Raw genomic sequence first — 25,241 nt, forward strand, 5'->3', positions numbered from 1 at the left:
CGATATCTGAGACACCTGTCCGCCAGATGGCGCCTGTGGAGGTGATGGCCTATGGTGGACCGCATGGATCGTTGTTCCGTGTTTACCGAGCCGGCTCCGGAGGGCCGGTCGTGACGACGTGACCTGACGACCATCCGGAGCCGGCTGAGGCAGAGACACCCCGTCTCTGCCTTTTTGTTTCTTACGATTTCGCCGGTTCGCGGGACACGCGCCGGCTGATTATGGGGAGCCGAGATGTCGTTGACCGCACGCGCGGAACGCGGGGCCGTACAGCTGGGGACGCTGGAGGTGGGCGGCGGCCCGGCCGTGGTGATCGGCGGCGCGGGCGCCGACGCCCGCTGGATCAGCCTGCGCGAGCGCCGGGTGCGCGCGGCCGAGGCCGTGGCCGCGATCCGGGCGGAGTGGGCCGGACCGGTCCTGGTGGAGCCGTCCTCCGTCGCAGACCTGCCGCGGATCGCCGCCGGGGCCGAGGGCGTGGTGGTCGGGGAGGCCTGGACGCGTGACCCCCGGCTGGTCGGGGAGGCCGCCCGGCCGGGCCTTCCGGTGATCGTCCGGCGCGGCCCGGCCGAGACCCTGGAGGAGTGGCTCGCCGTCGCCGATCTCTGCGCCGCCGGGGGCAACGACCGGGTGGTGCTCTGCGAGGGCGGGCAGGGCTCGCCCGGGCGTCCCGCGGTCCTCGACCTGCCCCTGCTGCGTGCGGCCCGGGAGAGGTCCGGGCGCCCGGTCCTCGCCTGGCCGGGCGGCGACCCCGCGCTGGCCGCGGCCGCGGTCGCCGCCGGGGCCGACGGGCTGCTCCTGGACCCCGACTCCACGCCGGAGGCCGTCGCCGCGGCCCGGGACGCGGCGACGATCGTCGGCGCGGTCACCCGCAGGGAGGAGCCGGGCACCGTGCTCGCCGCGCGCGCCGCCGTCGACCGCGTGGACGCCGCCCTGGCCGTCCTGCTGGAGCGCCGCGCCGAGCTGGCCGGGACCATCCAGCGCCTCAAGCCCGTGGGCGGCTTCGCCGGCCGCGACATGGACCGCGAGCGCCGCCTGGTCGCGGAGATGGCCCGCCGCGCCCCGGCGCTGGGCGAGGAGCGGCTGGCGCCCATCATGAACGCCGTCATCGAGGCGGGGCTGCGGCTGGCCGAGGAACGCCGGGCGACGCGCCGGGACTGACCTCCAGGAAACACCCGGACCGGCCGTGACGGGATCATTCGCAGAACGCGCGGCGGCACCGGCCCCGGAGTCCGGCAAACGCGCGTAAGCTTCCCTCGCCGACGCGTGACAAGGGGGAGGACGAGGCCGGATGTCAGACTCGTTTGTGCATCTTCACGTTCACACGGAGTACTCCATGCTCGATGGAGCCGCCCGTTTGAAGCAGATGTTCAAGCAGGTCGGAGACCTGGGCATGCCGGCCATCGCGATCACCGACCACGGCAACATGCACGGCGCCTACGACTTCTACAAGCAGGCCACCGGCGCCGGCATCAAGCCGATCATCGGCATCGAGGCCTACGTCGCGCCCGCCTCCCGCCACCAGAAGAAGCCGGTGCTGTGGGGCGAGCCGCACCAGAAGAGGGACGACGTCTCGGCGGGTGGCTACTACACCCACATGACGATCTGGGCGCGCAACGAGCGCGGGCTGAAGAACCTGATGAAGCTCAGCTCCCGCGCCTACACCGAGGGCTTCGTGCGCAAGTGGGCCCGGATGGACGCCGAGATCCTCGCCGAGCACTCCGAGGGCCTGATGGCCACCACCGGCTGCCCCTCGGGCGAGGTGCAGACCCGCCTGCGCCTGGGGCAGTACGACGAGGCCCTGGCCGCCGCGGCGAAGTTCCAGGAGCTCTTCGGCAAGGACAACTACTACCTGGAGATCATGGATCACGGCCTCGACATCGAGCGCCGGGTCCGCGACGGGCTGACCAGGATCTCCAAGGAACTTGGCATCCCCCCGCTGGTCACCAACGACTCCCACTACACCTACGAGTCGGACGCCACCTCCCACGACGCGTTGCTGTGCATCCAGACCGGCAAGCAGCTGTCCGACCCCGACCGCTTCCGCTTCGACGGCTCCGGCTACTACATCAAGACCGCCGACGAGATGCGCGCGGTCGACTCCTCGGACCTGTGGGCCGAGGGCTGCCGCAACACCCTCCTGGTCGCCGAGAAGGTCGAGCCCGAGGGCATGTTCAAGTTCAAGAACCTGATGCCGACCTTCCCGATCCCCGAGGGCATGACGGAGGAGGAGTACTTCCGCCAGCAGGTCTGGGAGGGCATGGCGCGCCGCTTCCCCGAGGGCGTCGACGAGGAGCACCGGGCCTGGGCCGAGAAGGAGCTCGGCGTCATCATCCAGATGGGCTTCCCGTCCTACTTCCTCGTGGTCGCCGACTTCATCATGTGGGCCAAGCGCAACGGCATCCGGGTGGGCCCGGGCCGAGGCTCGGCGGCCGGTTCGCTGGTGGCCTACGCGCTGGGCATCACCGACCTCGACCCGATCCCGCACGGCCTGATCTTCGAGCGGTTCCTCAACCCCGAGCGCGTCTCCATGCCCGACGTCGACATCGACTTCGACGAGCGCCGGCGCGGCGACGTGATCCGCTACGTGACCGAGAAGTGGGGCGCCGACAAGGTCGCCATGATCGCCACCTTCGGCACCATCAAGGCGAAGGCGGCCATCAAGGACGCCGGTCGCGTCCTCGGCCACCCCTACGCCCTGGGCGACAAGGTCTCCAAGGCGTTCCCGCCCGCGGTGATGGGCAAGGACATCCCGCTGGCGGGCATCTTCGACAAGGAGCACCCGCGCTTCAACGAGGCGGGTGAGCTGCGCCGGCTGTACGAGGAGGACGTCGACGTCAAGGCGACGATCGACCTCGGCAGGGGCCTGGAGGGCCTGATCCGGCAGACCGGCGTGCACGCCGCCGGCGTCATCATGTCGTCGGAGGTGCTGACCGACTACATCCCGATCATGCGCCGCGACTCCGACGGCGCGATCATCACGCAGTTCGACTATCCGACCTGCGAGACGCTCGGCCTGCTGAAGATGGACTTCCTGGGCCTGCGCAACCTCACCATCATCGACGACTGCCTCAAGGCCATCGAGGCCAACACCGGCAACAAGATCGAACTGCTCGACCTGCCGCTGGACGACGTCAAGACGTACGAGCTGCTGGCCCGCGGCGACACGCTCGGCATCTTCCAGCTGGACGGCGGCGGCATGCGCTCGCTGCTGCGGCTGATGCGCCCGGACAACTTCGAGGACATCTCCGCGGCGCTCGCGCTCTATCGCCCCGGTCCGATGGGAGCCAACTCCCACACCAACTACGCGATGCGCAAGAACGGCCAGCAGGAGATCACTCCGATCCATCCCGAGCTGGAGGAACCGCTCAAGGAGATCCTCGACACGACCTACGGCCTGATCGTCTATCAGGAGCAGGTCATGGCCATCGCGCAGAAGGTCGCCAACTACTCCCTGGGCGGCGCCGACCTGCTGCGCCGGGCGATGGGCAAGAAGAAGAAGTCCGAGCTGGACAAGCAGTTCGAGACCTTCGAGCAGGGCATGAAGGACAACGGCTTCTCCGCCGCCGCCATCAAGGCCCTGTGGGACATCCTGCTGCCCTTCTCCGACTACGCCTTCAACAAGGCCCACACCGCCGGGTACGGCCTGGTCTCCTACTGGACCGCCTATCTCAAGGCCAACTACCCGGCCGAGTACATGGCCGGGCTGCTGACCTCGGTCAAGGACGACAAGGACAAGTCGGCGCTCTACCTCAACGAGTGCCGCCGCATGGGCATCAAGGTGCTCCCGCCGGACGTCAACGACTCCGACTTCGACTTCACCCCGCGCGGCAGCGACGTGCGCTTCGGCCTGTCGGCCATCCGCAACGTCGGCGGCAACGTCGTCGACGGGATCATCTCCGCGCGCAAGGAGAAGGGGCGCTTCACCGACTTCAAGGACTTCCTGCGCAAGGTCCCGGCGGTCGTCTGCAACAAGCGCGTCATCGAGTCGCTGATCAAGGCCGGCGCCTTCGACTCCTTCGACCACGTCCGCAAGGGCCTGGTGATGATCCATGAGCAGGCCGTCGACGCGATCATCGACATCAAGAAGAACGAGGCGATCGGGCAGGACTCCCTGTTCGGCGCCGTCGACGGCGCCGAGGACCAGACCTTCGACGTGCAGATCCCGCCGGGGGAGTGGGACAAGACCACCCTGCTGGCGTTCGAGCGGGAGATGCTCGGCCTGTACGTCTCCGACCACCCGCTCTTCGGCGTCGAGCACATCCTCGCCGCGGGCGCCGACTGCTCGGTGGCCGCCCTGCAGGACGAGAGCCGCCCCGACGGCCAGATCGTCACCGTCGGCGGCATCCTGAGCGGCGTCCAGCGCAAGGTCACCAAGAAGGGCGACACCTGGGTCCTCACCCAGCTGGAGGACCTGGAGGGCGCCATCGAGGTGATGGTCTTCCCCTCGGCCTACCAGCTGTGCTCGACGATCCTGGCCGAGGACGCGATCGTCTTCGTCAAGGGCCGCCTGGACAAGCGCGAGGACGTCGGGAAGATCATCGCCATGGAGGTGACGGCCCCCGACCTGACGGCCGAAGCGGGCGGCCCCCTCCTGGTCAGCGTTCCCCTGGCCCGGTGCACCCCCCCGGTGGTCGGCCGCCTCAAGGAGGTCCTGACCACCCACCCGGGCACCACCGAGGTCCACCTCCAGGTCCACAACGGCCCCAAGACCACGGTCATGCGCCTCGACGACCGCCTCCGCGTCTCCCCGTCCCCGGCTTTGATGGGCGACCTCAAACAACTCCTCGGCCCCGCCTGCCTGGGCGCCTGAGTCCCGCGCCGGGCACGGGGTCGGCGCCGGGTACGGCGCGGGTTCGAGTCAGGGCATCGGCAGCGGTACGGGGTCGGCGCCGGGTACGGCGCGGGTTCGAGCCGAGGCATCGGCGCCGGTGCGGCGGGACGGGGGGCGGTGGTGGTCGGCGCCTTCGTACGGCGGCCGGGGTGGGTGGTGTGGTCGTGCTGGGCGGGTGGGTGTTCCGGCCGGCCGTCTCAGTTGCTGTCTCGTGCCTTCAGGCCTCCGGCCTGTCCGGGTGCGCGGGGTTGCGGTCCTTTTTCCACGCCGGCCTGCACACCCGCCCGCGCCGCACTCCTGGCGCTCCGCCGTACCCATGCGGGCCGTATGGTGCGGGTCTTTCCCGGACGACCGGGGTGCGGTGGGTGGCTGAAGCGCGGGTGCGGGGCCGTTCAGGGCGGGGCGCCGTCGCCTTGCGGCCATGCTGGCGGGAAGGAGCTCAGGGCGGGCCGCCGTACCCGGCGCCCGACCTTGAGGCGTACCTCATCGGCGGTGCCCTGGGGCCGGGGCGGCAGCGGCGATGACGGGATCGGATGCGAATTCCGGGTTCAGATCCGTTTGATTGTCGCGAGCCAGGCCGGTGCGCCGTCCTCGTGGTATCTCGTTCGGATCCGGGCCGCTTCGACGGCGATGACGTTCCATCCATCGCCGGGGCTGAACGACGTTCTCAACTCTTCCTGGCTGACGGGGTGCGGGCCGGTATCCGGACCTTCGTCGCTGAAGCACAACACATACAGGGTTCCGCCGCGCTCGGTCACCGACGCCAGACTCGTCACATATCCGGACCGCTCGTCAGCGTCGAAGGTATGGAACAGGCCGCAATCCAGCACCGTCTCGAATTTACGCTCCAGACGCTCCAGCCGGAAAGCGTCGGCCACAGCGAATTCGGCCGCGATCCCGCGCCCGTCGGCCTCCGCACGGGCGGTCGCCAGCGCGGTCTCGGCCACGTCGACGCCCAGAACCGGTAATCCCAGCGAAGCGATGTGAAGAGCGTTCTCGCCGGTCCCGCAACCCGCGTCGAGTACCGCTCCGGTGAATCCGCCTTCGGAGGCCAAACGCGCTATCACGGGCTGAGGCCGGCCGATATCCCAAGGTGCGGGCCCGTCGTGGTAGGACGCGTCCCAGGACAGTCCCGTCATCCGTTCGTGGCTGGTCGGGTGCCGATCGCCGAATGGGTTGCCCGCAGGGTTTTCCGGTCGCTCCGACACCATCGCACCCCCGTAACGGATCGTGCCGCCTCGTCGCGGCCCGTCAATTCACGGATCTCGGCTATTCCTATTTCGGTCACCACGTCAGGTCGTTACACGGGCCCCACCCTACTGCTACATGTTTGACTTATATAAGTGGACCTTCGCTGCGAGCCGCCCCGCCTGCTGAAGGTCAGCTGGCTGTACGGCGAGGACCCCGGTTTCTCCGAGGTGGAGGTGCGCCTGTCGAGCCAGGACGGCGGCACCTTGCTGGAGTTGCGCCACACCGCCGAGGTGCCGCCGGAGATGTGGTCGGGTTACGGCCCCGGTGCCGTCGGCGTGGGCTGGGACCTGGCCTTCCTGGGTCTCGGCCTGCACCTGTCGGGTGCGCCCCAGATCGACGAGAACACCTTTCACCGGACCGACGAGGGCCGGCGCTTCATCACCGCCGCCTGCCGGGCCTGGGGCCGGGCCCACGAGGCCGCAGGCGGCCCGCCCGACCAGGTCGCCGCCACGGTCGCCAACACCATCACCTTCTACGCCCCCGAAGGGGAACCGGTCTGACCCGGCAGATCGCGGACAGAGGTTTTCCGGATATCAGCCCGCGCTGCACCAGTAGGCGAGTTGCCTGCTCGTGCTCTTGACCACCCGAGGTACGGACTCCTCTGTGGCCAGATCTGCAGCAGGTAGCGGTCGATGATCTCCCTTGAGACGTCCGTCGTCGCAGCGTCCTCGTAGCCGTCGGTGTCCGCTCCGGGATCGTGATCGGCCACCGTCACGGAGAAACCCACGGTGCCCGTGTGCCGACCCGTGATCAGGAAGGCGCTGTCGTCTTTCACCCGGATGATCCCGACGGGATGCGCGGGGTGGTCGTCGAGCAGATCCCCGGGCCCCACGGCATCGTCGATCTCGTCGATGAGATACGCCTGCCCATAGTGGACGCCGAGATCGAACGACCTGGTCTGTATGGCGGTCATGGTCGGCAGACCTACGGCCGCGGACCGACATCTCCTTCGCCCTTTGCCGAGGTCCCGCCATCGGGCGCCGGGTACGGCGGCCCGCCCTGAGCTCCTTCCCGCCAGCATGGCCGCAAGGCGACGGCGCCCCGCCCTGAACGGCCCCGCACCCGCGCTTCAGCCACCCACCGCACCCCGGTCGTCCGGGAAAGACCCGCACCATACGGCCCGCATGGGTACGGCGGAGCGCCAGGAGTGCGGCGCGGGCGGGTGTGCAGGCCGGCGTGGAAAAAGGACCGCAACCCCGCGCACCCGGACAGGCCGGAGGCCTGAAGGCACGAGACAGCAACTGAGACGGCCGGCCGGAACACCCACCCGCCCAGCACGACCACACCACCCACCCCGGCCGCCGTACGAAGGCGCCGACCACCACCGCCCCCCGTCCCGCCGCACCGGCGCCGATGCCTCGGCTCGAACCCGCGCCGTACCCGGCGCCGACCCCGTACCGCTGCCGATGCCCTGACTCGAACCCGCGCCGTACCCGGTGCCGACCCCGCCGTGTGAATCAGCGGTTCAGGATGTTCTGCCAGGGGCGGAAGCGGGGCTTCTTGCGGAACGGGGACCCGGGGCGGTCGGCGTGGGGGCCCTTGGCCGTGCGGGGTGGGGTGAGGACCGGGGTGTGGCCGCCGCCGAAGCGGGACATGTCGGGGCGCTGGAAGGCCGAGGCCGGGACGCCTTTCAGGGCGGCGGACATGGAGGCCACCCAGATCGGGCCCGGCAGGGCGGCGCCCTCGACCCGGCCGTAGAACCGGTCGCCGATCTTGACGTTCCGCAGCGGATGGCGGTAGGAGCCGCGGATGTCACCGACGCTGACGGCCGCGGCGAGGTCGGGCGTGTAGCCGGCGAACCAGGCCGAGGTGTAGCCGTTGTTGGTCCCGGTCTTGCCCGCGGCGGGCCGGCCGATGCCCTGGCCGCTCATCGTGCCCCGCTGGAACACCCCGGTCAGCACGTAGTTGACCGCGTCGGCGACCTTCGGGTCGATCGCCTGGCGGCAGACCGGCCGGACGGGCACGCGGACACCGTTCCGGTCGGTCATCTCGGTGATCGCGACCGGGCGGCAATAACGACCCCGCGCGGCGAACGCGGCGAAGGCCCCGGCCACCGTCAGCGGGTCCATCTCGTTGATCCCGAGGGTGAAGGTCGGCACCTCGCGCAGCGGCGTGCCGTCCGCCCGGGCGATGCCGAGCACCCGGGCGGTCTTCACCACGGGGCACAGGCCGATCCGGCGCTCCAGCGCCATGAAGAAGATGTTCACCGATTTCCACGTGCCGCTGGAGAGGCTGTACGCGCCGGGGTGGCGCCTGCCGTCGGAGTTGAAGATCTTGGCGTTGGGGGCGTTGACCGGGCGGCCCGCGCAGTCGGCGAAGCCCTTGGCGGGGACGAACACGCCGGGGGTGACGAAGCCCCGGTTGAACCGCCAGCCCTTCCTCAGCGCGGCGGCCAGGGTGAACACCTTGAAGGTGGACCCGGCCTGGAAGCCCATCCCGCCGCCGTGGGCGACGTCGGCGGCCAGGTTGAAGGTGGTGCGCGGGCCGAGGTTGCTGTTGCCGGGGTTGCGGCCGTATTTCTTGCTGGTGGCCAGGGCGCGGATGCGCCCGGTGCCGGGTTCGATCATGGCCTCGGCGGCGACCTCGGTGTCGCGCGGGTCGACCCGTGCGGAGATGGCGCGCTCGGCGGCCCTCTGGGCGGCCGGGTCCAGGGTGGTGCGCAGGATGATGCCGCCCTTGGCCAGACGGGCCTCGCGTTCCTCGCGGGTGCGTCCGAACAGGGGGTTGCCGAGCATCTCCCGCTGGATGTAGACGCAGAAGTAGGGATAGGCGCTGCCGGCGCAGCCGCCGGGTTCGGGCTTCAGCCGGATGCCCAGGGGCGTGCGCCGGGCGGCGTCCGCCTCGGCGCGGGTGACGGCCCCCGTCTCGGCCATCCGGCTCAGTACGAGGTCCCTGCGCTGCTTGAGCCGCTCGCGGTGTCCCGCGCCCAGCGACGGGTCCGTCCCGTACGGCGTGCGCACCGCCCCGGCCAGGGCCGCCGCCTGCGGAAGGGACAGCCTCGAGGCCGGGACCGAGAAGAACCGCTGGGCCGCGGCCTCCACCCCGAACGCGCCGGCGCCGAAGTAGGCGATGTTGAGATAGCGCTCCAGGAGCTCGGCCTTGGTGTACTTGTCCTCCATGGCCAGCGCGTACCGCAGCTCGGTGATCTTGCGCTTCAGGTTGGGCGCCCGGGCCTGGTCGCGTTCGGCGTCGGTCTCGGCGTTCTCGACCAGGATGTTCTTCACGAGCTGCTGGGTGAGGGAGGATCCGCCCTGCCGTACCCCGCCGGCCTGGGTGTTGGTCACCAGCGCGCGCAGCGTCCCCTTGACGTCCAGGCCGGCGTGCTCGTAGAAGCGGGAGTCCTCGATCGCCACGATCGCCTTGCGCATGATCGGCGCGACCGCGTCGAGGCTGACGATCTTCCGGTTCTGCGAGTAGAACTGGGCGAACGGCTTGCCGTGCCGGTCCAGCAGCACCGTGCGCTGCGGGAGCGGGTTCTCCGGCGGGGCGGCCGGCAGGTCGGTGAAGACGCCCGCGACGTTCTTCGCCGTGATGCCCGCCGTGCCGACGACCGGCAGCACGATCGCCGCCGCCAAGAGCCCGCCGGCCGTTCCGCACACCGTCAGGGTACGAAGGCAGGCGACGGGCCCGCGCCTGGTGTCACGTCGGGAAGTCACGCATAGTAAGGTGCAACCGGATGATCAGGTACAAACACCTGATTGCCAATCCTTACCCGTTCCCGACCTTCTCTCGACTGATCTTCAGTCCGAGGGAGGCGAACTGCTCGAACGGCCGGTGGTAACCCCGCTCGATGTGGTGCACCCCGCGCAGCGTGGAGGTGCCCTCCGCGGCGGCGGCGGCGAGCACGGCCGAGAAGCCCGCCCGGATGTCGGGCAGCGTCACGTCGGCGCCGCGCAGCTTGGACACCCCCCGCACGACCGCGGAGTGCTTGGCGTTGGTGTCGTGGTAGCGGCAGGCGGGACCGCCCAGGCACACGTCGAAGACCTCGATCTCGCAGCCCATCTTCTGCAGCGCGGGCACGTAGACCAGCCGGTTCTCGAACACGGTCTCGTGCAGCACCGACATGCCCTGCGCCTGGGTGAACAGCACCATCAGCGGCGTCTGCCAGTCGGTCATGAAACCGGGGTGGGTGTCGGTCTGCACCGCCGCGGCGCGCAGGCCGTCGGGGGCCGAGGCCGACAGGTAGTCGTCGGTGATGTCGAGCTGGGCGCCCATCCTGGCCAGGGTGGTGATGGCGGTGACCAGCCGGTCCTGCGGGCAGCCGTGGACCCGCACCTCACCGCCGGTGATCAGGCCGGCCGCCAGGTAGGAGAACGCCTCGATGCGGTCGCCGTTGAGCCAGGTGGAGGCGCCGTGCAGCTTCTCCACGCCCTCGATCACGATGCGGCGGTCGGGGCTGAGCTCGATCAGCGCGCCCATCCGCTGCAGGAACAGGGCCAGCTCCACCACCTCGGGCTCGGTGGCCGCGCCCTTGAGGACGGTCTTGCCCTCGGCCAGCACCGCCGACATCAGGATCGTCTCGGTGGCGCCGACGCTGGGGTAGGGCAGCTCGATCCGGGTCCCGCGCAGCCGCTTGGCCTTGGCGTAGACGCCGGTGTCGCTCACCTCGATCTCGGCGCCCATGGAGCGCAGCGCCTCGACGTGGAAGTCGACCGGACGCCGGCCGATCGGGTCGCCGCCGACCAGCGGCACGAACGCCTCGCCCGCCAGGTGCAGCAACGGGCCGAGCATCAGGATGGGGATGCGGTTGAGACCGGTGAACGCGGAGGGGACGTGCGGGTTGATCTCGGGCCCGCGCTCGATGGAGATCTCCTTGGGAGTGATCTCCACATTGATGCCGAGCGCCCGCAGCATCTGCGCGGTGATCCCGACTTCGCCCACGTCGGGGGCGTTGTGGATGACACTCTCCCCGGATCCCAGCATGGCCGCCACCATGTGCTTGGAAACGCCGTTCTTGGATCCGCGGACCTCGACGTCCCCGCGCAGCGGGCCGGAGGGCTCGATCAGCCATACCTCTTCGTTCACCCCGACAGAGTAAGGGATCGGATCGATGCCTTGATATTGCGAAAGCGGATGAACGGGTAGCATCGGGCCGGTCCAGGTGAAGTGAGGTGAGACGCATAGTGCGGTACGCGCGCGATGCGGCCGTGACCGTCCTCGTCCTCGCCGTCCTGGGGGCCGCCGCCGGTGTCCTGTGGTCGTTGCTGGCACCCCGCCCGCCGTACGTCGTGACGGACAGGGGCCCGCTGCTGGCCGATCCCTCGACCCAGGCGCTCATCGCCGCCGACGGCTGGTTCGCGCTCGTCACGGGCGTGCTGGGGCTGGCGTGCGGCGCCGTGGGCCACCGCCTGTCGCGCCGGACCCACCCGGCCGTCATGCCACTCGCGCTGACCGCGGGCGGCCTGCTGGCCGCCTGTCTCGCCCTGTGGGTCGGCGGGGCGGTGAGCATCGGCGCCGTGACCGTGGCCGCGGCCGGTGTGCAGGTCCCCGTGGTGCCGGGGCCGCTGCGGCTGACCGCGCAGGGCGTCCTCGTCGCCTGGCCGCTGTTCGCCGTCGGCCTGTGCTTCGCCCTGGAGGGGATCGCGGGCTACCGCGACTCGCCGCTGCGCCGCCCGTTCGGCGGGCACGACCACTTCGGACCGCCCTCCCAGCCGCCGCCCGGACCGCCCTCCCAGCCGCCGTCCGGACCGCCTTCCGCGCCGCCGCGGGAGCCGGACGCTCCCTAGGCGGTCACGGCCGTCACGTCAGGGCGGGCCGGTGGGAGCCGTGCCCGGTGGCCCGCTCGAAGGCGTGGGCCAGCCGCAGCACCCGCAGGTCGGCGAAGGGGCGCCCGACGATCTGCACGCCCACCGGCAGCCCCGCGGAGGTGAAGCCGCACGGCACCGACGCGGCGGGGGCGTGCAGCACGCTGACCCAGTAGGCCGAGCGCATCCACGCCAGATAGTCGGGCAGCTCCTCGCCGTTGATCTCGGTGACGTACGGCGCGTCCACCGGGAACGGCGGCACCTGGCTGACCGGTGCGATCAGGAAGTCGTAGGCGTCGAAGAAGTCGCTCATCCGCCGGTAGAGGCCGCTGCGCAGCCGTTCGGCGCGGGCCAGGTCCGCCCCGGTCACCGCGCGGCCCCGCTCGACGTTCCAGCGCACGTTCTCGCCCAGCTCCTCCTGCGGCAGGTCGCCGTAGGACAGCAGGTAGTACCACGCCCGATAGGTGCGGAAGGCCTCCTCGGCGTCGGACAGGTCGAGGTCGACCCGCTCGACGTGGGCCCCCAGCCCGGCCAGCACCGCCGGGGCGCCGGCGGTGACCTTGGCCGTCTCGGTGTCCACCGGCAGCCCGCCCAGGTCGGGGCTCCAGGCGATGCGCAGCCCGGTCAGGTCCAGCAGGTCCAGCGACTCGGTGAAGACGGCGCCGCTCTCGGCGATCGACAGCGGGGAGGACGGGTCGAAGCCGGCCACCACGCTCATCAGCAGGGTCAGGTCCTCCACGGTCCTGGCCATCGGCCCGGACACGCCCAGGGTGAACCAGGCGGCCGTCGGGGTGGGGGAGGGGACCCGCCCCGGGGTCGGCCGCAGCCCCACCACGTTGCAGAAGGAGGCCGGGTTGCGCAGCGACCCGCCCATGTCGGAGCCGTCGGCCAGCGGCACCATCCCGCAGGCCAGCGCCGCCGCGGCCCCGCCGCTGCTGCCGCCGGCCGAGCGCGACAGGTCGTAGGGGTTGCGGGTGGCGCCGAAGATCTCGTTGACCGTGTGCGAGCCGGTGCCGAACTCGGGGGTGTTGGTCTTGCCGACCGTGATCGCCCCGGCCTCGCGCATGCGCCGGACGATCAGGGCGTCCCGCTCCGGCACGTGCCCGGCGAAGATCCGCGAGCCGTACGTGGTGCGGATGCCCGCGGTGTCGGTCAGGTCCTTGTAGGCGACCGGCAGCCCGTGCAGCGGCCCGCGCCACATGCCCTTGGCCAGGTCGCGGTCGGCGGCCCCGGCCTCGTCGAGGGCGCGCTCGGCCGTGAGCGTGACGATCGCGTTGACCCGGGGGTTGACCTCCTCGATGCGGCGCAGGTGGGCGTCGAGCAGTTCGGTCGCGCAGATCTGCCGGGTGCGCAGCAACTCCAGCATCTCGACGGCGGTCAGGTAGTGCATCCGTCCTCCCGATCCGTACGGCCCGCCCAGTCTGGCCGGGCGGCGGCGGCCGCGCCTCGGCAACCTTCGACAGAACTACCCGGAAGGCACTACCCGGTACGGCCGATGGAAGCCGTGACGGCCTGCGTGAGCCGTACCAGCTCGGCCGGGGCGGTCTCGATCTGCAGCCCGCGCCGCCCGGCGGAGAAGTAGACGGTGGGGAACTCCAGCGCGGAGGAGTCGACCACGGTCGGCAGCCGCCTGCGCTGCCCCAGCGGGCTGATGCCGCCCACCACGTAGCCGGTGACCCGCTCCACCTTGGCCGCCTCGGCCATCGCCGCCCGCTTGCCGCCCAGCGCCGCCGCGAACGCCTTGAGGTCCAGCTTGCCCGCCACCGGCACCACCGCGACGGCCAGCCCGCTCTCCACCTCGGCCACGAGCGTCTTGAAGATCCTCTCGTACGGCACGCCGAGCGCGTCGGCCGCCTCCTCGCCGTAGGCCTGGGCGCCCGCGTCGTGCTCGTAGGGGTGCAGCGTGAACTCCACCCCGGCCTGGGTCAGCGCCACCGTCGCGGGGGTGCCCTGGCCCTTGGTGCCCTTCTTGCTCATGGAGGGCAGGGTAGAGCATCCGGTGAATCTACAACGTAAAGGGCATGGTTCGTCACTCACGACGAATGTCCGGATAGTGGACAAGACCAGACCCGGTGCCCCGGCTCCGTAGACTGTACGGGTGATTTCCCGTACCGACCTGCGCGGTGCCCTCCCCGAGGACCTGCGCGACGTGCTGCCCCGTGCCGAACTCGACGTCGAAGCCGCCCTGACGATGGTCCGGCCCATCTGCGAGGACGTGCATCATCGCGGGGTGGCCGCGGTCCGGGAGCTGACCGCCCGCTTCGACGGGGTGGAGCTGGAGTCCACCCGGGTGCCCGCCGAGGCGATCACCCGCGCGCTGGAGGAGCTCGACCCCCGGGTCCGCGCGGCCCTGGAGGAGTCCATCCGCCGGGCCCGCCTGGTCCACCGCGACCAGCGCCGCACCGACGTCACGACCCGGGTGGTGCCCGGCGGCACCGTCACCGAGCGCTGGGTGCCCGTCGAGCGCGTGGGCCTGTACGTCCCCGGCGGCCAGGCGGTCTATCCCTCCAGCGTGGTCATGAACGTCGTGCCCGCCCAGGAGGCGGGGGTGACCTCCCTGGCGGTGACCTCGCCGGCGCAGAAGGAGTTCGGCGGGCTGCCGCACCCGACCATCCTGGCCGCGTGCGCGCTGCTCGGGGTGGAGGAGGTCTACGCCGTCGGCGGCGCCCAGGCCGTGGCGATGTTCGCCTACGGCACCGAGGAGTGCGCCCCGGTGACCATGGTCACCGGTCCCGGCAACATCTGGGTCGCCGCGGCCAAGCGCCTGCTCAAGGGCCGCATCGGCATCGACTCCGAGGCCGGGCCCACCGAGATCGCCGTCCTGGCCGACTCCACCGCCGACCCGGCGCACGTGGCGGCCGACCTGATCAGCCAGGCCGAGCACGACCAGATCGCCGCGGCGGTGCTGGTCACCGACTCGGTCGAGCTGGCCGAGGCCGTGGAGAAGGAACTGCCCGGCCAGGTGGCCGCGACCAAGCACTCCGAGCGCATCGCCACGGCCCTGTCGGGCCGCCAGTCGGGCATCCTGCTGGTGGACGACATGGAGGCCGGGCTGCGCGTCGTGGACGCCTACGCCGCCGAGCACCTGGAGATCCACACCGCCGACGCGCCCGCGCTGGCCGCCCGGGTCCGCAACGCCGGGGCGATCTTCGTCGGCACCTACGCGCCGGTCTCGCTCGGCGACTACCTCGCCGGGTCCAACCACGTGCTGCCCACCGGCGGCTGCGCCTGCCACTCCTCGGGACTGTCGGTGCAGACCTTCCTGCGCGGCATCCACGTCGTCGAATACACCCGCGAGGCCCTGGCCGGCGCCGCGGCCCACGTGTCGGTCCTGGCCGACGCCGAGGACCTGCCCGCGCACGGCGCGGCGGTCCGCGTCAGGTTCGCCGAGGGCGAGCTGGCCGAGCTCGGTGACTGGGAGGGGCGTTCATGAGGCTGCAGGACCTGCCCCTCCGTGAGGACCTGCGGGGGCGGACGCCGTACGGCGCCCCGCAGATCGACGTCCCGGTGCGGCTCAACACCAACGAGAACCCCTACGGCCCCTCCGCCTCCCTGGTCACCGACCTGGCCGAGGCGGTGCGGCACACCGCGGCCGAGCTCAACCGCTATCCCGACCGCGACGCGCTCGGCCTGCGCGCGGAGCTGGCCGCCTATCTCGGCCACGGGCTGACGACCGGGCAGGTGTGGGCCGCCAACGGCTCCAACGAGGTCATCCAGCAGATCCTGCAGGCCTTCGGCGGCCCGGGCCGCAGCGCGCTGGGCTTCGAGCCGTCCTACTCGATGCACCCGATCATCGCCGGTGGCACCTCCACCGAGTGGATCTCCGGGATGCGCGAGGAGGACTTCGGGATCGACCCGGACAAGGCGGTCGCCGTGATCGCCGAGCACCGGCCCGACGTCGTCTTCCTGACCTCGCCCAACAACCCCACCGGCACCGCGCTCGACCCGGCGGTGATCGCCCGTGTCGTCGAGGCCGCGCCCGGCATGGTGGTGGTGGACGAGGCCTACTTCGAGTTCGCCCGCACCGGCACGCCGTCCGCGCTGACGCTGCTGCCGGACAACCCCCGGCTGATCGTCACCCGGACCATGTCCAAGGCGTTCGCGATGGCCGGCACCCGGCTGGGCTACCTCGCCGCCTGCCCGGCGGTGATCGAGGCCCTGCTGCTGGTGCGGCTGCCGTACCACCTGTCCACGCTCACCCAGACGGCGGCGCGCGTGGCGCTGGCGCACCGCGACGAGCTGCTCGGCACCGTCGACATGCTGCGCCGGGAGCGGGACGCCACGGTGGAGTGGCTGCGGGGCAGGGGACTGACGGTGGCCGACTCCGACGCCAACTTCGTGCTCTTCGGGCGTTTCCCCGACCGGCGCGCGGTGTGGGAGGGCCTGCTGGAGCGGGGGGTGCTGATCCGCGAGGTCGGCCCGCCCGAGTGGCTGCGGGTGTCCGTCGGTACGGCAGAGGAGATGGCGGCGTTCCGCGCCGCCCTGGAAGGGATCTTGTGATGAGTCTTGCCGGAGGCGGGCCGCGCGTCGGCCGCGTCGAGCGCGCCACCAAGGAGACCTCGGTGCTGGTCGAGGTGAACCTCGACGGCACCGGCGTGGTCGAGGTGTCCACCGGCGTCGGGTTCTACGACCACATGCTGAACCAGCTCGGCAAGCACGGGCTGTTCGACCTGACGGTGAAGACCGAGGGCGACCTGCACATCGACTCGCACCACACGATCGAGGACACGGCGATCGCGCTGGGCGTCGCGTTCCGCGAGGCGCTGGGCGACAAGTCGGGCATCCGGCGGTTCGGCAGCGCGTCGTGCCCCCTGGACGAGTCCCTCGCCCAGGTCACCGTCGACCTGTCCGGCCGGCCGTACCTCGTGCACAGCGAGCCCGAGAACATGGCCCCGATGATCGGCCCCGACTACGACACGACGCTGACCCGGCACATCCTGGAGTCCTTCGTCGCGCACGCCGCCATCTGCCTGCATGTGCACGTGCCCTACGGCCGCAACGCCCACCACATCGTGGAGGCGCAGTTCAAGGCTCTGGCGCGGGCGCTGCGCGAGGCGTCGGAGCCGGACCCGCGGGCCAGCGGCGTGCCCAGCACCAAGGGCGTGCTGTGAGTGGCGACGGGTGACGGATGACTGACAACTGGACGGCCATCGCGATGGCCTTCGTCGCCCTGTTCCTGGTGGGCGGCATCATCTCCTTCCTCAAACAGGGCCTGAAGAAGGGCGCGGTGCTGCTGGCCGCCCTCGCGGCCCTGGCGACCACGGCGGCGGTGCTCTGGTGGTGAAGAACATCACGGTCCTGGACTACGGTTCGGGCAATCTGCGCTCTGCGGAGCGCGCGCTGGCCCGGGTCGGCGCGAACGTCACGGTGACCGCCGACTACGAGGCGGCGATGGAGGCCGACGGCCTCGTCGTGCCGGGGGTCGGCGCGTTCGCCGCGTGCATGAGCGGGCTGAAGTCGGTGCACGGCGACCGGATCGTCGGCCGCCGCCTGTCGGCGGGGCGGCCGGTGCTCGGCATCTGCGTGGGCATGCAGATCCTGTTCGAGACCGGCGTGGAGCACGGCGTCACGACCGAGGGGTGCGGCGAGTGGCCCGGCACGGTCGAGCGCCTGGAGGCCCCGGTCCTGCCGCACATGGGCTGGAACACGGTCAAGGCGCCCGCCGAGTCGGTGCTGTTCGCCGGTCTCGACGCCGACGCGCGGTTCTACTTCGTGCACTCCTACGGCGTGCGCAACTGGGAGCTGAAGGCCGGCCCCGGGTTCACCGACCCGCTGGTGACCTGGGCCGAGCACGCGGTGCCGTTCGTCGCCGCGGTGGAGAACGGCCCGCTGACGGCCACCCAGTTCCATCCGGAGAAGTCAGGTGACGCCGGGGCCCAGCTGCTGGCGAACTGGCTGGGGACCGTCGGGTGAGCACGCGTCCGTGAGCGTCCCGACGAACCCGGCCGAACCCTTCCGACGTCCGATTGAACGCTGTGAATTGCCGATGAGTCCCCGATGAGTCTCCGATGAGCAAGGAGCGGGCCCGCAGGCGGGCCGAGCGGGAGGCCGAGCAGGCCCGCCAGGCGGCCGTGCGCGCCGGGCGTGAGGCCCGGCGCGCCCGGCGGCGCGAGCGTGCGGGCCGGCTGGCCGCCCTGTTGCCGGGGCGGCCGGTCCGGATCGCCGGTCAGCGTGGCATCATGGCCCGTCGCCGCCGCACGCAGAACGGGGTCGTGGCGGTCCTGTTCCTCATCGTCCAGGTGATCGCCTGGCTGCTCTGGTCCTCGTGGTCGGCGCGGCTGGGCGTTCTCATCCTGTCCCTACTGCTGGTGCCGGTGCTGGTCACCGTCGCCTTTGACCGGAGGTCCTGATCAGATGTCGCTAGAGCTGCTGCCCGCCGTGGACGTCGCCGACGGCCAGGCGGTCCGCCTGGTGCAGGGCGAGGCCGGCACCGAGACCTCCTACGGCGACCCGCTGTCGGCGGCGCTGGCCTGGCAGGAGGCCGGGGCCGAGTGGATCCACCTGGTCGACCTCGACGCCGCCTTCGGCCGGGGGTCGAACCGGGAGCTGCTCGCCTCGGTCGTGAAGGCGCTCGACATCAAGGTCGAGATGTCCGGGGGCATCCGCGACGACGCCTCGCTGGAGGCGGCGCTGGCCACCGGCTGCCGCCGGGTCAACATCGGCACCGCGGCCCTGGAGAACCCGGCCTGGTGCTCGAAGATCATCTCCGAGTACGGCGACCGCATCGCCATCGGCCTGGACGTGCGCGGCACCACCCTGGCCGCCCGCGGCTGGACCCAGGAGGGCGGCGACCTGTGGGAGGTGCTGGAGCGCCTGGAGGCCGACGGCTGCCCGCGTTACGTCGTCACCGACGTCACCAAGGACGGCACCCTCCGGGGCCCGAATCTGGAGCTGCTGCGCGAGGTCTGCGCCCGTACCGACAAGCCCGTGGTCGCCAGCGGAGGCGTTTCCTCCCTCGATGACCTGCGCGCTCTCGCTTCCCTGGTTCCGATCGGCATTGAGGGGGCAATCGTGGGCAAAGCCCTGTACGCCCAGGCCTTCACACTCGAGGAGGCCTTGGCGGCGGTTTCCTAGCTTTCCGCGCGCACAGAGGAGACAGGGTGATTCACCGGACGGGTTCCAGGGTGTTCAGCGGGGGCGTATGGGAGGAACGGTACGGCTACGCCCGTGCGGTGGTCGCCGGCCCATGGGTGATCGTTTCCGGCTGCACCGCGACCGTCGACGGTGAGGTCCTTCACGTCGGTAACCCCTACAAGCAGGCGCTCACGGCGTTCGGCGTCGCGCTGGACGCCATCGAGAAGGCGGGCCTGACGCGGCACGACGTCGTCAGGGTGCGCTACTTCGTGGTCGACGACGACCACTACGACGAGGTCGGCCGAGCCCATGCGGAGCTCTTCGGCCAGGTCCGCCCGACCTGCACCGGTGTGCGGGTGGCGGGCCTGATCGATCCCCGGATGCTGGTCGAGGTCGAGGTCGAGGCCTACAGAGAACGATAGACAACGATGAGGAACCCCACGTGAGCGTCGCTGTACGAGTGATCCCCTGCCTGGACGTGGACGCCGGGCGGGTGGTCAAGGGCGTCAACTTCGAGAACCTGCGCGACGCGGGCGACCCGGTCGAGCTGGCCCGGCGCTACGACGCCGAGGGGGCCGACGAGCTGACGTTCCTCGACATCACGGCGTCGAGCTCCGACCGCTCCACGATGTACGACGTGGTGCGCCGTACGGCCGAGCAGGTGTTCATCCCGCTGACGGTCGGCGGCGGGGTGCGCTCGGTGGAGGATGTGAACCTGCTGCTGCGGGCGGGGGCGGACAAGGTGTCGCTGAACACCGCCGCCATCGCCCGCCCGCAGCTGCTGACCGAGGCCTCGCGGCGGTACGGCGCGCAGTGCGTGGTGCTGTCGGTGGACGCCCGCCGGGTCGTGGACGGCCCGCCGACGCCCTCGGGCTTCGAGGTGACGACCCACGGCGGCCGGCGCGGCACCGGCATCGACGCGGTCGAGTGGGCCCGCCGGGGAGAGGAGCTGGGCGTGGGGGAGATCCTGCTCAACTCCATGGACGGCGACGGCACCCGCGACGGCTACGACCTGGAGATGATCCGCGCGGTGCGCGCGGCCGTCTCCGTCCCGGTGATCGCCAGCGGCGGCGCGGGCGCGCTGGAGCACTTCCCCCCGGCGGTCGAGGCGGGGGCGGACGCGGTCCTGGCGGCGTCGGTGTTCCACTTCGGCCAGCTCAAGATCTCCGACGTGAAGGAGACCCTCCGCGCGGCCGGTCACCCCGTCCGCTGAGCGGGACCCGGCGGCCCCGCGGCCCGGGACCCCGCGAACCGGTCCCGGGCCGCGAGGGGTCTCAGGACGTCAGGGAACGGCCGAGGTCGGCGATGAAGCGGGCCAGGCCGGCGCGCTTGCGGAACAGCTCGTGCAGGCGCGGGGTGGGCTGCTCCTCCAGGTGGTCCAGGGGCAGCGCCGTCCAGGCGTTGCGCAGCACGAGCGTGGCCGCGTAGCCGAACGCCACCTGGTCCGGGGCGGCGTCCACCTCGGCCGCGTAGGCGGGCTCGATGGCCTCGTGGATCGCCGGCAGCTCGGCGGGTTCGGTGAGGCCCGCGTGGGCCAGGCCCACCAGGAGCTGGCCCAGATCGAAGCCGATCGCCGCCGGGCAGCCCCAGCCCCAGTCGACGGCCACGAACTGCGCGGAGCCGTCGGCGGGGACCAGCAGGTTCTGCGGGCTGGCGTCGCCGTGGCCGAGGGCGTGCGGGAGCCGTTCGACCGCCGCCAGCAGCGGCCCGATCCGGTCGCCCAGCGCCAGCAGGTCGGCCCGGAGCAGGTCGTCGGCGTAGCGGGCCACCAGAGGATGCCGCCACGTCGCGGGATCGCGAAGGATCGACAGGAAGTGCTGGACCGGCCCGGCGCAGTAGACCCGCAGCCCCGGATCGGGCGGGGTGCCCGGTCCGTCCGGGGGGCCGGTCGCCGGCCGCATGGCGGCCAGGGCGCCCAGCAGCCCGGCCGCGCGGCGGTAGCGGTCGAGGTCCCAGGCCGCCGGCGCGGTCCGCACGTCCTCCAGCCACAGCACCAGGCGGTCGTCGCCCAGATCGTCGACCCGGTACAGGCGCGGCAGCCGGAGCCCCTCGGGCAGCGGGGGCCCGGCCAGGTAGGTGTCGGCGTCCGCCCGCCAGGGGAAGCGCGCGATGATCTCCGCCCGCACGGGTGCGGGGACCGTCCCTATCAGCGGCCAGTGCTTGAGCGAGTGGATCGACTTGACGAAGAACGACCACGGCCGTCCGTCGGTCGTGGTGCCCCGGACGCGGTGGAGCCCGGTGGTGGAGATCGACGTGGTGTCGTGGCCGACCGGCTCGACGTACCGCCGGGCGATGTCGGCCAGCGGGTCGCCCAGGCTCTCCCGGACGAGGTCCGTCACGTCGGCGGCCAGCGCCGTGGTCATGTGTGTCGTCGTCATGTGCGCCGTCATGTGCGTCGTGTGGGTCGTCATGGGGCCACCGTGCTCCCGGGCGGCTGCTCTCGCATGAGCACGCCCTACTCAAATATCCTCCAGTGATGCGCAGCTCGTGGCCGTTCGCCGGCCGGGCGACCCAGCTGGCGGAGATCCGCTCGGCCGCTTCGGGCGTGGTCGTGGCGGGCGAGGCCGGGGCGGGCAAGAGCCGCCTGGCGGCCCAGGCCGTGCTGGAGCTCGACGGGGTCGCCTGGGCGCGCGGGACCGAGGCCGCCGCCGAGATCCCGTTCGGGGCCTTCGCCCACCTGCTGCCGCCCGCGCCGCCTGCGGGGAACCCGCTGGGCTGGGCCGCCGCCGCGCTCGGCGCGCGGGTGCTGGTCGTGGACGACGCCCACCTGCTCGACGCGTCCTCGGCGGCCCTGGTGCACCACCTGGTGGCGCAGGAGCTGGCCAGGGTGATCGTGGTGGTCCGCGGCGACGCGCCCGCGAGCGACGCGGTGCGGGCGCTGTGGAAGGACGGCCTGCTGCCGCGGCTGGACCTGGGTCCCCTCTCCGCCCGGGAGGTGGGGGAGGTCCTGGAGGGGGCCCTGGGCGGGCGGGTCGAGCCGGAGGCCGCGGAGCGGATGTGGCGGGTCAGCCAGGGCAACGCCCTGTACGTGCGGGAGCTGGTGCTGTCGGGGGCGCTGCGGGACGAGGGCGGGGTGTGGCGCTGGAACGGGTCCGGCGGATCGGCGGCGCCGTCGATGACGCCGTCGCTGCGGGAGACGGTCGCGGCCCGCATCGGGGAGCTGGCCGCGGGCGAGCGGCGGGCGCTGGAACTGCTGGCGTACGGCGAGCCGCTCGGCGCCGACCTGCTGGCCGGGCTGGTCTCCGCCACGGTGGTCGAGCGTCTGGAGGACCGCAGGCTGGTCACCGTCGCGCGGGACGGGCGCAGGCTACGGGTACGGCTGGCGCACCCGCTCTACGGGGAGGTGATCCGGGCCGGATGCGGCCTGCTGCGCGAGCGCGCCACGGTGCGTGAGCTGGCCGGCGCGGTCGCGGCGACGGGGATGCGGCGCCGCGAGGACGTCCTGCGGGTGGCCGTGTGGCGCCTGGACGGCGGCGCGCCCGGGGATCCGGTGCTGCTCATGGCCGCCTGCGACCGGGCCAGGGCCATGCGGGACCTGCGGCTGGCCGTACGGCTCGGGCACGCCGCGGTCGCGGAGGGCGGCGGGGCCGGGGCGCACCTGCTGCTGGCCAGGGCCCTGTACTACGCCGACCGTCACGAGGAGGCGGAGGCCGAGTTCCTGGCCGCCGGGGGGCCGCAGACCGACCGCGACAAGCGGATCGAGCTTCCCCTGGCCCGGGCCTTCAACCTGTTCTGGGGACTGGGCCGCACGGCCGAGGCGGGCGAGGTGTTCGATGAGGCCTGCCTGCTGGCCGCCGACGTGGAGACGCGCCAGGGCGTGCACATCACCCGGGCGGCCTTCGAGTGCTTCGCGGGCGATCTCGCGGCGGCCGGGGCCTCGCTGGAGCGGGCCCGGGGGATGGGCCCCTACGGCCCGCGCAACACGCTCGCCGCCGGCTCGGTCCGGGCGAGCCTGCTGGCGATGCAGGGCCGTGCCCGGCCGTGCCTGGCGCAGGTGGAGGAGGTGCTGGGCGGCACGGCGGAGCTGTCCCGCTCCTACCCCAGCATGATGGCCGGGCTGATGGACGCCCGTCTGCTGGCGTCCCTGGTGCTCGGCGACCTGGACGACGCCGAGCGGTGCGCCGATGCCGGTTACCGCCTGCACGGCGACTACGGGCAGTGGAACAGCGCGATGGCCCGCTTCGGCGCGCGCAGGGGCGAGGTGCTCCGGCTGCGGGGCCGGGTCCGCGAGGCGGCCGGGCAGTGCCGGCGGGCCGCCGGGCGGCTGCCGTCCCCCAGCTTCCTGGCGGGACTGTGCCTGGGGGAGCTGGCCCACGCCCACGCGCTGCTGGGCGAGGTGACGGCGGCCGAGGAGGCGCTGGCCGCCGCGGAGAGCGCCGCGCTGCCGATCGGCCCGCTGGTGGTCCTCCCCCTGCGGGCGGCCAGGGTGTGGACGCTCGCCGCGCGCGGCGACGTCGCCGGGGCGGTCGCGGCGACGCTGGAGGCGGCGCGGGTGGCCGCCGCCGAGGCGCCCGCGTACGCGCCGTTCTTCCTGCACGACGCGGTACGGCTCGGCCGCGCGGACCTGGTGGCCGGGCGCCTGGCCGGCCCGGGGGCCGAGGGGCCGCTGGCGTCGCTGTTCGCCCGGCACGCCGCCGCCCGCGACCCCGAGCCGCTCGAGGAGGTCTCCCGGGACTTCGAGGGGCTCGGCATGGTGCTGTACGCGGCCGAGGCGGCGGCCCAGGCGGCCGTGCTGTACCGGGAGGCGGGACTGCGCCGGGGCGAGCGGGCCGCGCAGACCCGGGCGGCGGTCCTGGCCGGCGCGTGCCAGGGGGCGCGCACGGTGGCGCTCATGGAGCCGGCGGCGCCCCGGCTGACTCCGCGGCAGCGGGAGATCGCGACTCTGGCCGCCCAGGGGCTGAGCAACCGGGAGATCGCCGAGCGGCTGGTGGTGTCCGTGCGCACCGTCGCCAACACGCTCTACTCGGTCTACGAGAAGGTGGGGGTGGGCGATCGCACTCAGCTGGCCCGGATTCTGGGGATCACCTGATCGACTCCGGGCGGGACTCTCCGGCGGGGGCACGGGGGCCGGCGCGGACGTCCGCGGTGACGTCTGCGGGGATGCCGGAGGAGACATCGGGGGTGAGGTGCCGTGCTCCCGCGCGGGCCGGACGGGAGCACCGGGGACAACAGGTCAGGGGCGGGGCAACCCCCCGCCGGCGGTCAGCTCAGCACTTGCGTGACGAATACAGCCAGTTGGTCGGCGCCACGGACGATCCCGTCGAAGACGCCGTTGACCGCGCTCGCCGCCTCGGCGGGCTTGGTGAAAAGGTAGAAGACCACGAACGCCACCGCTAGGTAGGTGAGGACCTTCTTGACCTGCATGGGGGCCTCCTGCAGTTCCATTCCCAGCCGTATATACCCGGATTTTAAAGACCTTTGGCATTCTGGACCCGAGTGGCTCCCGGATATGGTGATCATACCCGGCAGGTCCGGGGGGACCATCGACCCTTCGGGGGATTGCTTGGACCGCTCCTGCCATGGTGCGGGGCGAGGCCGCCCATGTCCAATGCGGCGTACTTCCCTGATACGGACAGGCTGGTACAGAGAGCACGATGGCGGAAAGGTGTCCGCCCGCCGACGGGCCGCGCCGTGTCGCGGATCACTCCGCGCGGCGCCCGGGGACGGGCCCGGGGGCGGTGATCACACGCCCAGGGAGGCGTCCATCAGCCGGGCCACGGCGGCCTCGTCGCCGCTGAGGTCCACCTTGGCGTGCGCCTGGCGGCCGAAGCAGAACAGCAGCAGCTCGCCCGCCGGGCCGGTCACCTCGACCTTGGGGCCGTCCTTGGCCCCGCCCAGGGCGACCCCGCCGCCGATCCGGTGCAGCACGACGGCCACCGGCGCCTTGCGCAGGAACAGCCCGCGTCCCGCCCGCACCCGCTTCCAGAAGCTCTCCTCCAGGTCGGCGGGCATCTCCCGGGGCTCCCAGACCCGCTGCGCGCGCCGTACGTCCTCGTGGTGGATGAAGAACTCCATGGTGTTGACGGCCTGGTCGAGACCGGGCACCAGGCCGTAGACCCCGCCGGGGCCGGAGCGCACCAGCTCCACCAGTCCCTCGAAGCCGTGCTTGGCCTTCAGCGACTCCTGCACCTTGGCGGTGTATCCGGCCAGCGGGGCCAGGGCGATGCCTCCGGCGGCGTCGGGCCTGCGCTCGCGCAGGACGAGGTGGGCGGCCAGGTCGAAGGTGGTCCAGCCCTCGCACAGGGTGGGGGAGTCCGGGCCGAGCCGGGCGAACAGGTCGCTGAGCGCGGCGCGTTCGGCGCGGGCGTGTGTCATCCCCCGATCCTAACAATGCCGTTGCG

Annotated in this window: 23 protein-coding genes; 14 read left to right on the forward strand and 9 right to left on the reverse strand. The window is 72.2% G+C overall.

Annotation, left to right across the window (positions count from 1 at the left end; translation table 11 throughout):
• Nucleotides 1–849: 849 nt before the first annotated feature.
• Both Pta02_RS41350 and dnaE read left to right on the forward strand, forming a co-directional pair.
• On the forward strand, nucleotides 850–1,158 hold the full coding sequence (locus tag Pta02_RS41350; RefSeq protein WP_239131158.1) for a chorismate mutase: 309 nt from the start codon (nucleotides 850–852) through the stop codon (nucleotides 1,156–1,158).
• Nucleotides 1,159–1,288: 130 nt separating this feature from the next.
• Nucleotides 1,289–4,810, forward strand: a complete 3,522-nt coding sequence (dnaE, locus tag Pta02_RS22040) for a DNA polymerase III subunit alpha (RefSeq protein WP_203876789.1) — start codon at nucleotides 1,289–1,291, stop codon at nucleotides 4,808–4,810.
• Nucleotides 4,811–5,379: 569 nt separating this feature from the next.
• On the opposite strand, the gene Pta02_RS22045 is transcribed toward dnaE, so the two are convergent.
• Nucleotides 5,380–5,970 carry a class I SAM-dependent methyltransferase gene (locus Pta02_RS22045; protein WP_239131137.1) on the reverse strand — a complete coding sequence of 197 codons (591 nt, stop codon included), beginning with the start codon at nucleotides 5,968–5,970 and terminating at the stop codon, nucleotides 5,380–5,382.
• A gap of 204 nt (nucleotides 5,971–6,174) precedes the next feature.
• Between Pta02_RS22045 and Pta02_RS22050 the strand changes: the two genes are divergently transcribed.
• On the forward strand, nucleotides 6,175–6,582 hold the full coding sequence (locus Pta02_RS22050) for an SRPBCC domain-containing protein (protein ID WP_203876791.1): 408 nt from the start codon (nucleotides 6,175–6,177) through the stop codon (nucleotides 6,580–6,582).
• Here the strand turns inward: Pta02_RS22050 and Pta02_RS22055 are convergent.
• The 3 genes from Pta02_RS22055 to murA form a co-directional block, all read right to left on the reverse strand.
• Entirely contained in the window at nucleotides 6,555–6,995 is a 441-nt protein-coding gene (locus tag Pta02_RS22055; protein ID WP_203876792.1) for a hypothetical protein, read from the reverse strand. The genes Pta02_RS22050 and Pta02_RS22055 overlap by 28 nt on opposite strands.
• Nucleotides 6,996–7,539: 544 nt before the next feature.
• The gene (locus Pta02_RS22060) at nucleotides 7,540–9,738 is read right to left on the reverse strand and encodes a transglycosylase domain-containing protein (protein WP_203876793.1); all 2,199 of its coding nucleotides are present in this window, start codon (nucleotides 9,736–9,738) and stop codon (nucleotides 7,540–7,542) included.
• 52 nt (nucleotides 9,739–9,790) lie between these two features.
• On the reverse strand, nucleotides 9,791–11,107 hold the full coding sequence (murA, locus tag Pta02_RS22065) for a UDP-N-acetylglucosamine 1-carboxyvinyltransferase (protein ID WP_203876794.1): 1,317 nt from the start codon (nucleotides 11,105–11,107) through the stop codon (nucleotides 9,791–9,793).
• Nucleotides 11,108–11,193: 86 nt separating this feature from the next.
• Here murA and Pta02_RS22070 point away from each other — a divergent pair, with 86 nt between their 5' ends.
• Complete coding sequence (locus tag Pta02_RS22070) at nucleotides 11,194–11,808, forward strand: hypothetical protein (RefSeq protein WP_203876795.1); 615 nt, start codon at nucleotides 11,194–11,196, stop codon at nucleotides 11,806–11,808.
• A 13-nt stretch (nucleotides 11,809–11,821) separates the two neighbouring features.
• On the opposite strand, the gene Pta02_RS22075 is transcribed toward Pta02_RS22070, so the two are convergent.
• The gene (locus tag Pta02_RS22075) at nucleotides 11,822–13,216 is read right to left on the reverse strand and encodes an amidase (protein WP_203876796.1); all 1,395 of its coding nucleotides are present in this window, start codon (nucleotides 13,214–13,216) and stop codon (nucleotides 11,822–11,824) included.
• An 89-nt stretch (nucleotides 13,217–13,305) separates the two neighbouring features.
• Nucleotides 13,306–13,803 (reverse strand): Cys-tRNA(Pro) deacylase, encoded by a 498-nt coding sequence (gene ybaK, locus Pta02_RS22080; RefSeq protein ID WP_203876797.1) that lies wholly within the window; start codon nucleotides 13,801–13,803, stop codon nucleotides 13,306–13,308.
• A 121-nt stretch (nucleotides 13,804–13,924) separates the two neighbouring features.
• On the opposite strand from ybaK, the gene hisD reads away from it, so the two are divergent.
• The 9 genes from hisD to hisF all read left to right on the forward strand — a co-directional run bounded on the left by hisD (nucleotide 13,925) and on the right by hisF (nucleotide 20,113).
• Nucleotides 13,925–15,259, forward strand: coding sequence for a histidinol dehydrogenase (gene hisD, locus Pta02_RS22085; protein ID WP_203876798.1), 1,335 nt, complete (start codon nucleotides 13,925–13,927; stop codon nucleotides 15,257–15,259).
• Nucleotides 15,256–16,326: a histidinol-phosphate transaminase gene (locus Pta02_RS22090; protein WP_203876799.1), complete on the forward strand. Its 1,071-nt coding sequence runs from the start codon at nucleotides 15,256–15,258 to the stop codon at nucleotides 16,324–16,326. Before hisD ends, Pta02_RS22090 begins: the two co-directional genes overlap by 4 nt.
• Nucleotides 16,326–16,937 (forward strand): imidazoleglycerol-phosphate dehydratase HisB, encoded by a 612-nt coding sequence (gene hisB, locus Pta02_RS22095; protein ID WP_203876800.1) that lies wholly within the window; start codon nucleotides 16,326–16,328, stop codon nucleotides 16,935–16,937. The genes Pta02_RS22090 and hisB overlap by 1 nt, the downstream gene beginning before the upstream one ends.
• Before the next feature lie 17 nt (nucleotides 16,938–16,954).
• Entirely contained in the window at nucleotides 16,955–17,110 is a 156-nt protein-coding gene (locus tag Pta02_RS22100) for a CG2302 family histidine operon protein (protein WP_203876801.1), read from the forward strand.
• Nucleotides 17,104–17,739, forward strand: coding sequence for an imidazole glycerol phosphate synthase subunit HisH (hisH, locus tag Pta02_RS22105; protein WP_203876802.1), 636 nt, complete (start codon nucleotides 17,104–17,106; stop codon nucleotides 17,737–17,739). Before Pta02_RS22100 ends, hisH begins: the two co-directional genes overlap by 7 nt.
• A gap of 95 nt (nucleotides 17,740–17,834) precedes the next feature.
• The gene (locus Pta02_RS22110) at nucleotides 17,835–18,176 is read left to right on the forward strand and encodes a hypothetical protein (RefSeq protein ID WP_203876803.1); all 342 of its coding nucleotides are present in this window, start codon (nucleotides 17,835–17,837) and stop codon (nucleotides 18,174–18,176) included.
• Nucleotides 18,177–18,180: 4 nt separating this feature from the next.
• Nucleotides 18,181–18,900 carry a bifunctional 1-(5-phosphoribosyl)-5-((5-phosphoribosylamino)methylideneamino)imidazole-4-carboxamide isomerase/phosphoribosylanthranilate isomerase PriA gene (gene priA / locus Pta02_RS22115; RefSeq protein ID WP_203876804.1) on the forward strand — a complete coding sequence of 240 codons (720 nt, stop codon included), beginning with the start codon at nucleotides 18,181–18,183 and terminating at the stop codon, nucleotides 18,898–18,900.
• Nucleotides 18,901–18,926: 26 nt separating this feature from the next.
• Nucleotides 18,927–19,322, forward strand: a complete 396-nt coding sequence (locus Pta02_RS22120) for a RidA family protein (RefSeq protein WP_203876805.1) — start codon at nucleotides 18,927–18,929, stop codon at nucleotides 19,320–19,322.
• A 20-nt stretch (nucleotides 19,323–19,342) separates the two neighbouring features.
• The gene (hisF, locus tag Pta02_RS22125; protein ID WP_203876806.1) at nucleotides 19,343–20,113 is read left to right on the forward strand and encodes an imidazole glycerol phosphate synthase subunit HisF; all 771 of its coding nucleotides are present in this window, start codon (nucleotides 19,343–19,345) and stop codon (nucleotides 20,111–20,113) included.
• 61 nt (nucleotides 20,114–20,174) lie between these two features.
• On the opposite strand, the gene Pta02_RS22130 is transcribed toward hisF, so the two are convergent.
• Entirely contained in the window at nucleotides 20,175–21,311 is a 1,137-nt protein-coding gene (locus Pta02_RS22130; protein ID WP_203876807.1) for a phosphotransferase, read from the reverse strand.
• 65 nt (nucleotides 21,312–21,376) lie between these two features.
• On the opposite strand from Pta02_RS22130, the gene Pta02_RS22135 reads away from it, so the two are divergent.
• Nucleotides 21,377–23,929: a helix-turn-helix transcriptional regulator gene (locus Pta02_RS22135; RefSeq protein ID WP_203876808.1), complete on the forward strand. Its 2,553-nt coding sequence runs from the start codon at nucleotides 21,377–21,379 to the stop codon at nucleotides 23,927–23,929.
• Between the two features lie 173 nt (nucleotides 23,930–24,102).
• Here the strand turns inward: Pta02_RS22135 and Pta02_RS22140 are convergent, their stop codons facing one another.
• Together Pta02_RS22140 and Pta02_RS22145 are read right to left on the reverse strand one after the other, a co-directional pair.
• Nucleotides 24,103–24,285 carry a hypothetical protein gene (locus Pta02_RS22140; RefSeq protein WP_203876906.1) on the reverse strand — a complete coding sequence of 61 codons (183 nt, stop codon included), beginning with the start codon at nucleotides 24,283–24,285 and terminating at the stop codon, nucleotides 24,103–24,105.
• Between the two features lie 297 nt (nucleotides 24,286–24,582).
• On the reverse strand, nucleotides 24,583–25,215 hold the full coding sequence (locus tag Pta02_RS22145; RefSeq protein WP_203876809.1) for a TIGR03085 family metal-binding protein: 633 nt from the start codon (nucleotides 25,213–25,215) through the stop codon (nucleotides 24,583–24,585).
• Between the last annotated feature and the right edge of the window lie 26 nt (nucleotides 25,216–25,241).

Origin of the sequence: Paraplanobispora takensis (assembly GCF_016863195.1) — a bacterium.
In the GTDB taxonomy this organism is placed as follows: Bacteria; Actinomycetota; Actinomycetes; order Streptosporangiales; family Streptosporangiaceae; genus Planobispora; species Planobispora takensis.